Origin of the sequence: Geobacillus sp. CAMR5420 (assembly GCF_000691465.1) — a bacterium.
Lineage (GTDB): Bacteria > Bacillota > Bacilli > Bacillales > Anoxybacillaceae > Geobacillus > Geobacillus thermoleovorans.
In genome coordinates this window covers 1-10,867 of sequence record NZ_JHUS01000061.1, presented here as the reverse complement: position 1 = coordinate 10,867, position 10,867 = coordinate 1, and the positions used below count along the sequence as shown (strand labels likewise).

The window sequence follows — 10,867 nt, the reverse complement described above, 5'->3', positions numbered from 1 at the left end:
GAATTTGCTCATCTACAGATCTATGATATGTTGTTGATAATCTTCCCATTGTTTTTGAAGAGCACTAATTCCATCAGCAAATTGTTTCATTCTGCCTTGTTCTTTTTTGAATCTTCCAATATGGGCTTCATTGATTTCGACACCTTGAAAGAAGTTATTAAAAGTGTCGACCAGTTGTTCAAAGCACTTATTAATCGTTTCAATCTCAACTTCAAATAATTCCTTTTCACTCATAGTGTTATCCTCCATTCATTTGTAATTTCATTAATAGATATGAGGTTTAAGTACGAAACATTTCTATAAATTTGGTGTTCATTTTATTTGGAGAGAGGTTGTATAGAGGCTGTTTGTTGAACTATTTAGGGGCGATAGGTAGTGGTTGGTTTGAAGAGTGTAACTCTCGAATAGGAAGAGTATAAATCGTTAAGGGGGTTCTTCGGGATTTTTTCTATGACATTAAAAAATTTTTTATGAAATTTTTAAAACAATACAAGAGATGGTTCTATTTCAAGATTAAATTCAAGAGATATCGAAAAAATATGTAACAAATAATAAAACTATAAAAAGGGAGATGGGTTTAAATGGAATTTAACAAAATGATGTTGCAAGTAATTGAATATTCAGGAGAATGTTGTGATTTTTTAGCATTTAAGTTAAATAGGCTAGAAAAATTAGCATTAAGTGCAATATATCTTAAAGATAATGGGTTTGATGATGGTGGTATCTTAATGCGCAAAATAAAAGAAGAGGAGGAACAAATATATGAATTAATGGCACTATTGAAGAGAATTCAAAGAGCAATCAATAAATATTGTGATGCTAAAGCAAATTTCGAGGAGGTTCAACGTAAAGCATTAACGGTTGGTCTAGAGAGAATAAGTAGAGAATTCGAGAATGCTCAAAAACAGTTTGAGGAGGCTCAACGTAACGCAATAAAGATTGGCGCAGAATTTTCAATAAAATTTGCTGAAGTGAAGATAAAAGATGAGTTAAATGTAGTCACTAATAAACATGAGGAAGCAGAGCTTCGCAAACACTTGTCTGATTTAAAAGAGTTAAAAAAATTGTTAGTGTGATGAAGGCAAAAAATAAAGCAGAGGAGGTGATATAAACCGTTCTATTTCAGAACGGTTTTATTTTTTATTTGCCCGTACCCTTTAACGTGGTAACATAGACACGTCTTTAAAGGGAGGGGGTAAAAATGAAAAAGTCTTTTCTTATATTGCTTTTGATAATGCCACTGGTGTTGTTTCTTCATCCTCAAGAAAGTTGGCAGAGTGTTTATGTGAAATATTTAGATAGCATCTTCGAATCCAGAGATACATTTCTCGACCCGAATGACGAGTTAGTATTAATCGATTTAGATATAAATGGGATTCCAGAGCTTTTAGGCGGTTCGGTAGGTCGTTTAACATCTCCGATCAATGTAGCGATAACTGTAAGAGGTGGCAAGATCGTACATTTAAAGCATAAAGGTGCAGGTATATCGGGCGCACCTATTGAGAGCAAGACTCGTTTTCATATTGGAATGTGGGCGTTTTCGGTACAGGATTCGAACATAGCGTTATATCGGGGTAATGGTCATTACATATTTATCGGAGAAGACGGCACAAGTGGTCTAGATAGTTGGAGCAGTGGATTGTTTGAAATAAAGTTAGAAGGCGACACGATTTACACGAAGCAGATCAGTTACGCATCTGGACCAAATCCATTTAATGTATGCGATGGATGCGAGGCAGAGTCTAAAGGGTACAAGTTAGGAACTCAATCGCTATCTCGCACAGAGTATGAAAAAGGTTTAAAAAGGTATTTTTCTCGATTAGAGGCAGTCGACAGTGGTGCGGTTTCGATAGATGTATGGAAAGTATATGATTTTGATAAAGGTAAAGTAAACCTGCAGAAAATAGAGGAATTTGTAAGGAGTTATGGTCGTTAGCAGCGGTGGTTCATCGCTTATAAAAAGGGGTATTTGCTCTTAAAAAGGCATTTCAACAAAAAATACCCGAAAAATTTTTCAAAACGCTAGAGATAAGCGAATTTTAAGAATAAAATCGTGAGCTGTTTTATAAGTAGTTAACTAATAAAAACCTGCATAAAGCAGGTTTTTATTAGTTAGGAACCGAATTAAGGGAGGTTTTAGGGATGCCAAAAAGGATTGGAAAGAGAGATTCGAGGTTATGGAATAAGGGGGATGTATCGAAAATAGTACCTTACACATCAAGGAGTTTGAGGTTAGCAGAGCAGATAATGAAGACACTAGGTGTCAAGGAAAGTATTATAGATGCTTTTAAGAATGGAGAGATAGTGGTCACCAACAGTTTAAGACCGACAATGATAGTCCAAGAGGGGGTAACAGACAGAGACAAAGAAATAATAGATGAATTAGATCAAAACGGGTTGATGGTTTACCATGTATTGTTTTCATGCATCATGTTAGGGAAAAAGCCGGATATTCAGAGCGAATTTGAAGTAAATACATTCGAGCAGGTAGTGCCAATTAAGAGTTATTTGTATGTTCCGAAAGATATCTTTGAAGAAGCGATTTACATTGATCCAGATTTAGTGGATAAGCCTCGCGAGGTAGTGATAAAGGAATATGTAGAGTATACAATCTTTATGGCAAAGCAGGGTTATCTCTCTGCATATACGTTAAACGAGGAAACAAATGTTGCTATGTTCGATGAAATCTTTGTGAGTAGGGTTGGAAGAGATATCATTAGAGTAGACTAGAGCTGATGTATAAAGGGGTACCTAAAAAATCGTTGGTTCATAACAAGTAAAAAATCAACACCTAAGCAACCGGTAACTAACCTTATAAAGGTTAGCTAGAGGTATAGGTGTTGATTTTTTTATGTTTGTTGCGGTATATAGTAGTTGCAGATTGAGGTAACGGTCATACAGAGATTAGTAACGTTTTCCTTGTCTAGTTATCATTTTTGATATACTTTAATCCATTGCTGACTAGATTCTTTATATGGTTATAAATGAAATGGAATTTTACTTTCGATATTTGATAAAATAAAGGACAGCAATAAGCAATATGTAAAATGTTATGGAAGGTGTATATCGAGATGAAAATAGCTGACATTTTAAAGGATTCCAACTATAAATTAACGCAATTTAGTCAAGACAAGATAAATTTTATTGAAGAGAACATCATTGTTAAAGAGGTTCGGGGTAAAAAGGTACCATATTTTAAGTGTTTAGTACGTAATAAGGATGTCAAATTGACACCTGAAGAAGTCATTCGACAATTGTATGTATTGGTGTTAACCAAGGATTTTGGTTATCCTACTGATAGAATGGAATTAGAGTATGCAGTTAGTTTTGGAAGAGATAAAAAACGAGCGGATATTGTTATTTTTGATAAAGACCAAGTAACAGCACCATATATAATAGTTGAGTTGAAGAAACCTAAGTTAAAAGAAGGGAAAGAACAGCTTAAATCTTATTGCAATGCTACAGGAGCACCAATAGGAGTTTGGACTAATGGTGATTCCATTTCTTATTACCATCGAAAAGACCCTAATTATTTTGAGGATATCCCAACTATACCAAGAGCCGACCAAAAACTATCAGACATTTTAGAAGAGCGTTGGACTATAGACGACCTTATTGCTAAAGATAAATTAGTAACTGAACGTAAATCTTTGAAAGACCTCATTTTAGAAATGGAAGATGAGGTTTTAGCAAATGCGGGCGTTGATGTATTCGAAGAGGTTTTCAAATTAATTTTTACAAAGTTGTATGACGAGATGGAAAGTGGTAGAAACCGAAATCGATATTTAGAGTTTAGAAATTATGGGTATACAGAAAGTGAACTAAAAGCGAAAATTCAGGATTTATTTGACAGAGCGAAAAGTAAATGGGAGGGGGTTTTCTCAGAGGACTCCAAAATCATGCTCACTCCTTCTCACCTTTCCGTATGTGTCGCATCGTTACAAGACGTAAAACTGTTTAATTCCAATCTAGATGTGATAGATGAAGCATTTGAATATCTAATAAATAAAAGTAGTAAAGGTGAGAAAGGGCAATACTTTACTCCACGTTATGTCATTGATATGTGTGTAAAAATGCTTAACCCTAAAGAACATGAAACAATGATTGATACAGCAGCAGGAAGCTGTGGTTTCCCTGTACATACGATTTTCCATGTATGGGAGCAAATCTTGGAGGATGAGGGACTAGATAAAAGTCATTTATTTACTTCAGAGGTTAAACCATCACGTTGCATTGATTATGTAAAAGAAAAAGTATTTGCAATAGATTTTGATGAAAAAGCTGTTAGAGTAGGTAGAACATTAAACCTCATTGCAGGTGATGGTCAAACTAATGTGCTTCATTTAAATACATTGGATTATGAGCGATGGGATGAAAAAATAGAAGATGAAGATTGGAGAGACATCTATTATGAAGGGTGGAAAAGATTAAAGAAGCTCAGAGCTAATAAAAATAGTAATAGGGAGTTTAAATTTGATATAGTGATGGCAAATCCACCGTTTGCAGGAGATATAAAGGAAAGCAGAATTCTTGCTAAATATGAATTAGCGAAAAAACCTAACGGAGGTTATCAATCAAAAGTAGGAAGAGATATATTATTTATTGAGCGTAACCTCGACTTCTTAAAACCAGGTGGTAGAATGGCGATTATACTACCACAAGGTAGGTTAAACAATAGCAGTGATAAGTATATACGTGAGTTTATTGCTGAACACTGCCGTATTTTGGCGGTAATTGGGCTTCACGGAAACGTTTTTAAACCACATACCGGTACAAAAACAAGTGTATTGCTAGTTCAAAAATGGGATGATGAACTTTGCCCGAAGGTAGACGATTACCCAATTTTCTTTGCTACGATGAAAGAGCCAAGTAAAGATAATAGTGGTAATAAAATTTACGTACGTAAGAAAGACTATCCGAATGCTGTCCAAGACAATTCTGATGATAATTTAGAGGAGTATTTGTTAGACTCTCATGGTCATCTTATTGTAAAGCATGATTTATATAATCATGATGGGTTAACACAAGATGGTATAGCGGAAGCATTTATTGAGTTTGCGAAGAAAGAAGGGCTGTCTTTCGTGGGAAAGTAGACAGCCCTTTCAACGAAGCAAAATATAAAGCTTTGTTGGAAGGGCTTGAAATAAGTGAAGTAAATCTATCTTATGTATTGAAAAATAATGATGTATTCAGAATCGACAGTAATTATTTTCAGAAGGAATTTTTATTGGAAGAGAAAATAGTTCGTAGACATAAATTCACTGATTTAAAGTCCCTTAATGTTGAAATAAGATCGTTTGGTGCATATTCATTAAATAATGATGTCACCTATGTAGAAGACGGTATTCCCTTTATACGAGGGGTAAATATGAAAAATGGGCGAGTAGACTTTGAAGATATGCTTTACATTGATGAAAAAGCTCACAAATTACTTTGGAAGTCTGAAGTTAAACCTGAGATGGTGTTATTATCCATGTCCGGAACAATTGGGGATGTTGCAATAGCTTCGAAGAAGTGGAAATATCCAATAAATTCAAATCAAGATATTGCTAAAATAGACACAAAAGGAAAATTAAACCCTTACTACCTTTATGCTTTTTTGATGTCAAAATTCGGGCAAAACTACCTAAAGCGAGAAGCTCGAGGTAGTGTACAACAACATGTTTTCTTATCACAAATAGAGAGGTTTGAAATACCGTTAGTTTCAGATGAATTTAGCAAATGTATTCAGGATGTTGTAGAAAGGTCTGAAGATACTTTATTTAAATCAAAAGAGTTATATCTACAAGCAGAAAAGATTCTTCTAGAAGAAGTTGGTCTAAGTGACTTTAAACCAAGTAAGAAATCTATAAATGTAAAAAGTTTTAAAGATTCTTTTCTTTCTACAGGTCGTTTAGATGCAGAGTATTATCAACCAAAGTATGAGGAAATAGAAAACCATATAAAGAAGTTTAGACATTCAAAGGTTTCTGAATTAGTTACATTTATTAATCATGGCAAACAGCCCCCTTATGTTGAAAATGGAACTATAAGAGTGTTTTCACAAAAATGGATTAAAGACAAAGGTATTGATTATTCGTTTCTTGATTCTAAAGATGAACCTTTTACATCTGAAGATTTTGCTAAACAACATAGCGAATATGTTGCTAGAAAATATGATATTCTCTATTATTCAGTAGGGGCGAATCTTGGGTATTGTCATAATTATTTATTAGAAGAACCAATCATGCCTGGGAGTTTTATTACTATTATTAGAGCTGATAAAGATAAAATAAATCCAATTTATCTAGGGATAGCTCTGAATTCAATTTTAGGTAGACTGCAAGCGGAAAAATGGAAGAGTGCATCAGCACAGCCATATATATATCCAAAAGATATTTCAGAATTCCTGATTCCGATTATTGATATTGAAAAACAACTAAAAATTGAAGCTCTTGTTGAAGAAAGTTTCAGGCTTAATCAACAATCGAAACACTTATTAAAAGTAGCTATAAAAGCTGTAGAAATAGCTATTGAACAAGATGAAGATACTGCTATGAGTTTCATTAATAATCATCTTAGTAAGATTTGATTAAAAGAAGGTTCTTAACTTGAAAAGTCTTGACTCATAATAAAAAATTAGCACCTAAGAGACCAGTAACTGACCTTGTACAGGTCAGCTGGAAGATTAGGTGCTATTTTTTTTGTCTTTTTACTGAGTAAGTAAGAAACATTAAGTACTTTCTGGAACATATTGACTCTAGTTGGGGGTAATTAATACCTTTTAAGGACATCTGAAAACAAAAGGTACAAATATTTTAAAAACGTCTGCTTTTATCCTAAAATTCAAGACCTGCACCAAGAGATTTTTTATACGGGCATGGGGTCAATCCCTAATTTTCGGTATGGGGTGATGGTCACATGTCTACTTTAGAAGCTGTTGTTATTGATGGTCAAAAATATTTACCAATCATCGAAAATGATGAAGTCATCGGTGTTAAAAGATTTAATGAGAAGCATGGAATGTGGGTTGTGGTAAAGTTCATAGAAAGTAATGTCAATGCGGAAAGAGAGTTATTGGAAATGTTAACCCAAGAATATATAAGGCAGAAAACAGAATCAAACAATTGACATGGTCTAGGTAGCGAGTTAACACAAAGGTAGTGTAACTAACAACTATAAAATGAAATATAAAGTTAAGGGTGGTATTTGAATGGTAATGGATGGTGTGAAGAAAAGAGTTGCTACGCTTTACAGGGTATCGACAAAAGGACAGCTCGATGGTGATGATATTCCTATGCAGCGAAATGCTTGCAGGTCTTTCATCGAGAAGCAGGGTAATTGGGAATTGGTAGAAGAATATATCGAAAAAGGTGTTTCAGGGTTTAAGGTATCCGCAAGTAAAAGGGATGCTATTCAACGTGCAAAAGAAGATGCCGAAAAAGGTTTGTTTGATGTTCTTTTAGTATTTATGTTTGACCGTCTGGGTAGGAGAGATGATGAGACTCCTTTCATAGTTGAATGGTTTATTAATAATGGAATAGAGGTATGGTCAGTCAAAGAAGGGCAACAAAAGCTAGAAGATCATGCTGATAGGCTTATTAATTATATTCGATTCTGGCAATCAAGTGGAGAGAGTAGAAAAACGTCAATACGAGTAAACGAGAAGCATTCGCAAATGGTGGAAGATGGTATTTATAGAGGGGGTCTAGTGCCTTACGGCTACAAGACGGTTAATTCGGGGGTTTTCAATAAAAAGGGAAAAGAATTACTTAAGGTTGTAATTGATGAGGAAGAAGCTGAGATTGTTAAAAAAATGTACGATCTTGTTCTTGAGGAGGGATATGGTCAAAGCAGGATAGCTCAATATCTAAACGAAAAAGGTATCCCATCAAAAACAGGGAAAAAATGGACTTCCGGAGCGGTTAATAATGTATTAAGGAACCCAATGTATAAAGGCTACATGGTTTACGCAAGAGGTACTGAAAAAGAAGTGGTATCTAAAGAGAAATTAGAGGAACTAGTAATTATTGATGAGGAAAAGTGGAATAAAGTGCAGAGTATACGTGAGAAGAGAAATCCTGAAAATGTAAAAAATAGGGGAGAAGAAAGTATTATTACGACTACGAAAAGCTCTTTGTTGCTTGTGGGGTTAGTAAGATGTGGACATTGTGGAAATCCACTTTGTACAACGTATAATAAAAAGAAATATGTTCGTAAAGATGGAACAGAATATGTAAAGCGTGAGGCTAAATACAGATGTTCAGGTAAAGCGCAGAAAAAAGTAGATTGCGATGGGCAGACATTGTATTCTCCGAAAAAGATTGAAGGTGTGGTTCTTGACGAACTTTATGATTATTTAGACCAACTTGAAACAATCGACCTTACTAGTAAGATTCAAGAGTTTAAGCAACACAATACTGATAAAGAGGTTAAAACGTTAAAAAAGCTCCAAAGCGAATTTGACAAAGTGAATTCTGCGTTAGTGAAATTAAGAGATGAAGCACTCAAAATAATCATGGGGGAAAGTTCCTTTGATGCAAAAGTTGTTAATGACCTTATTAATCAGAAAGAAAATGAGTTAAGGAAGTTGGAAGAGTCAATTAACAAAGCAAAATTAGATTTAGAATCCAAGACGGTCGAATTATCTGAAATGGAGGAATTGCAGAGATACATTCCTGTATGGAGAGAAGTATTTGAAAAGGCATCAGTGGAAAAAAAGAAGATGATGTTAAGTACAGTAATTGACAAAATCGTTGTTTTTAGAGACCGGGTAGAAATCACTTTTAAAATCTCTTTGAACCGATTTTTAGTAAATGAGGGCAGTCATTCTAACAATGACGCCCTCCCAACTGAGCTAATGCCCCAAAAAAGGATATGGATGATCTGTCCATGTCCCATTATATATATGGATGCGGACAATTGCAATCCTTTTTTGATCACCCGCTTTCAATATCAACGTGCACGACATCGTCAATGGAGCGGATGACGTAGTAAAGTTCGGCGGTCGAGCGCTTTTGGTCAATGACGGCTCTTAGTTTCAGCAAATGTTCATTCTCTTCAACGTCTTTAATGCGCATCGTTTTAATGTTGATGTCCTGTTGTTTTAAATGGTCGATGACCTTTGTAATGTTTTTGGCGTCCGCCACGGTGATTTGCAACAGCACCTCTTTTTCGCGCAGCTGCTTTGGTCCAAAAAAATTGATCAAAAACGGAATGAGTTCCACACTGACAATGAGAAGCGCGACGCCGAACGCCGATTCCCAATAGAAGCCTGCGCCGACCGCTACTCCAATCCCTGCCGCCCCCCAAATGATCGCGGCGGTCGTCAGCCCGGTGATGCTGTCGTTGCCGCGGCGCAAAATGACGCCTGCTCCTAAAAAACCGACCCCGGACACAATTTGCGCCGCCAGTCGAAGCGGGTCCATCGTAATATGGTCTTTGAGCGGAAAGACGTACGCCGATTCGATCGAAACGATTGTAAGCAAGCAGCTGGAAATGGAAATCACAAGACACGTTTTCAAACCGACCGGTTTTCGCTTCAATTCCCGTTCCAGCCCAATGATCAGCCCGAGAATGGCGGAAATCCCTAGTTTGAGGAACGGATCAAACATCATCGTTTCTCACCTCGTTCATGGTATAATGTAAGAAAACGTTCGTGAACCATTTTTGTCCGCCCTTCCGCATGAAAGTGGTAGATCAGGGCGCACACTCCTTTTCGTAGAAAGTGAGTTGGCAGAAACATGAAGCCGCCAAGCACAGCAAAGGCTTATGCCGCTCTATTCATCGGCGCGCTTGCCGTGTCAACATCGGCCATTTTCGTCAAATGGTCGCAGGCGCCGTCCGCGGTGATCGCCTTTTATCGGCTCTTTTTGGCCGTCGCCATCATGACGCCGTTGTTCCTCCGGCATCGAAGCGAACTCCGAGGCGTCTCCCGGCGCGATTGGCTGTTTTCGCTTTGTTCTGGGGTTTTGCTTGCCTTTCATTTTATCCTTTGGTTTGAATCGCTCGACTATACATCCGTCGCCAGTTCGGTCGTGCTTGTGACGCTGCAGCCGCTGTTTGCCTTCGCAGGCGGCGCGTTGTTTTTCCGCGAACGGTTGACCGTCGGCGCGGTCGGGAGCGCGGTGTTGGCCATGATCGGCAGCATCCTCATCAGCTGGGGAGACTTCCGCGTCAGCGGGGAAGCGCTGTACGGCGATGGATTGGCGCTGCTTGCGTGCGCGTTTGTCACGGCGTATTGGCTGTTCGGCCAAGAGGTGCGACAACGGTTGTCATTGATGACGTATACCTATATCGTCTATAGCATCAGCGCGGCGGTGTTGTGGCTGTACGCGATGCTGTTTCGCCTTTCGCTGACGGCGTATCAGCTGACGGATTGGCTTTGTTTTCTCGTCCTCGCCGTCATTCCAACGCTGCTCGGCCATTCGGTGATGAACTGGGCGGTCAAATGGGTCAGCGCCTCGACGGTGTCGATGGCGATTTTATTTGAACCGATCGGCGCTTCCGCCTTGGCCTACTGGCTGTTTGGCGAACCGATCCGTCCGTTTCAATGGATCGGCGGTATTTTTATTTTAACAGGAATCGCCCTGTATTTGTGGGAGAAAAACGAAAAAGGTCCGCTAACGGTGCAAGAACGCAGCGGACCCTAGCGTTCCAAAGATAAAGGAAGAGCGGCGGATCGGCAGGCGGAATTCATCGAAGCCGCGGGCGAATTGGGACAAATAAGCGAAATCGACTTGCGTGATATCGGGAAGCAGGTAAGCGGATTTCGTGGCTCCCCGCTTTCGTTTTCGATTGAGCGCGGCGATGATGCCCTCCTTTGTTTGAATGCCGATGCCATGCCCGTAAAAGAAGCCGTCGCCTAAAAGGCCGGTGAAAAAAGTAC

Annotated in this window: 10 protein-coding genes and 1 pseudogene; 8 read left to right on the top strand and 3 right to left on the bottom strand. The window is 37.9% G+C overall.

Annotated features, from left to right (window positions below; translation table 11 throughout):
• Positions 1–12 precede the first annotated feature (12 nt).
• A complete protein-coding gene (locus DI44_RS02545) occupies positions 13–234 on the bottom strand; it encodes a hypothetical protein (RefSeq protein ID WP_033026114.1) in 222 nt (73 codons plus the stop codon).
• A gap of 347 nt (positions 235–581) precedes the next feature.
• On the opposite strand from DI44_RS02545, the gene DI44_RS02550 reads away from it, so the two are divergent.
• From DI44_RS02550 to DI44_RS02570, 7 genes are all read left to right on the top strand, one after another.
• Positions 582–1,076 carry a hypothetical protein gene (locus DI44_RS02550; protein WP_033026111.1) on the top strand — a complete coding sequence of 165 codons (495 nt, stop codon included), beginning with the start codon at positions 582–584 and terminating at the stop codon, positions 1,074–1,076.
• A 125-nt stretch (positions 1,077–1,201) separates the two neighbouring features.
• Positions 1,202–1,936: a hypothetical protein gene (locus DI44_RS02555; RefSeq protein ID WP_033026109.1), complete on the top strand. Its 735-nt coding sequence runs from the start codon at positions 1,202–1,204 to the stop codon at positions 1,934–1,936.
• Between the two features lie 206 nt (positions 1,937–2,142).
• Positions 2,143–2,730: a hypothetical protein gene (locus DI44_RS02560; RefSeq protein ID WP_033026106.1), complete on the top strand. Its 588-nt coding sequence runs from the start codon at positions 2,143–2,145 to the stop codon at positions 2,728–2,730.
• Positions 2,731–3,071: 341 nt separating this feature from the next.
• On the top strand, positions 3,072–5,093 hold the full coding sequence (locus DI44_RS0117305) for an N-6 DNA methylase (protein ID WP_033026104.1): 2,022 nt from the start codon (positions 3,072–3,074) through the stop codon (positions 5,091–5,093).
• Positions 5,094–5,227: 134 nt separating this feature from the next.
• Positions 5,228–6,571: a restriction endonuclease subunit S gene (locus DI44_RS0117300; protein ID WP_128723159.1), complete on the top strand. Its 1,344-nt coding sequence runs from the start codon at positions 5,228–5,230 to the stop codon at positions 6,569–6,571.
• A 329-nt stretch (positions 6,572–6,900) separates the two neighbouring features.
• A complete protein-coding gene (locus DI44_RS02565; RefSeq protein ID WP_033020377.1) occupies positions 6,901–7,110 on the top strand; it encodes a hypothetical protein in 210 nt (69 codons plus the stop codon).
• An 82-nt stretch (positions 7,111–7,192) separates the two neighbouring features.
• Positions 7,193–8,968 carry a recombinase family protein gene (locus DI44_RS02570; RefSeq protein WP_033026099.1) on the top strand — a complete coding sequence of 592 codons (1,776 nt, stop codon included), beginning with the start codon at positions 7,193–7,195 and terminating at the stop codon, positions 8,966–8,968.
• Here the strand turns inward: DI44_RS02570 and DI44_RS02575 are convergent.
• Complete coding sequence (locus DI44_RS02575) at positions 8,919–9,596, bottom strand: MgtC/SapB family protein (protein WP_011232387.1); 678 nt, start codon at positions 9,594–9,596, stop codon at positions 8,919–8,921. The genes DI44_RS02570 and DI44_RS02575 overlap by 50 nt on opposite strands.
• Positions 9,597–9,722: 126 nt before the next feature.
• Between DI44_RS02575 and DI44_RS02580 the strand changes: the two genes are divergently transcribed.
• Positions 9,723–10,631: a DMT family transporter gene (locus DI44_RS02580; RefSeq protein ID WP_033026097.1), complete on the top strand. Its 909-nt coding sequence runs from the start codon at positions 9,723–9,725 to the stop codon at positions 10,629–10,631.
• Here DI44_RS02580 and DI44_RS02585 read toward each other — a convergent pair.
• Positions 10,602–10,867: pseudogene (locus tag DI44_RS02585) on the bottom strand (protein-glutamine gamma-glutamyltransferase); the annotation flags it as partial. The gene DI44_RS02580 and the pseudogene DI44_RS02585 overlap by 30 nt on opposite strands.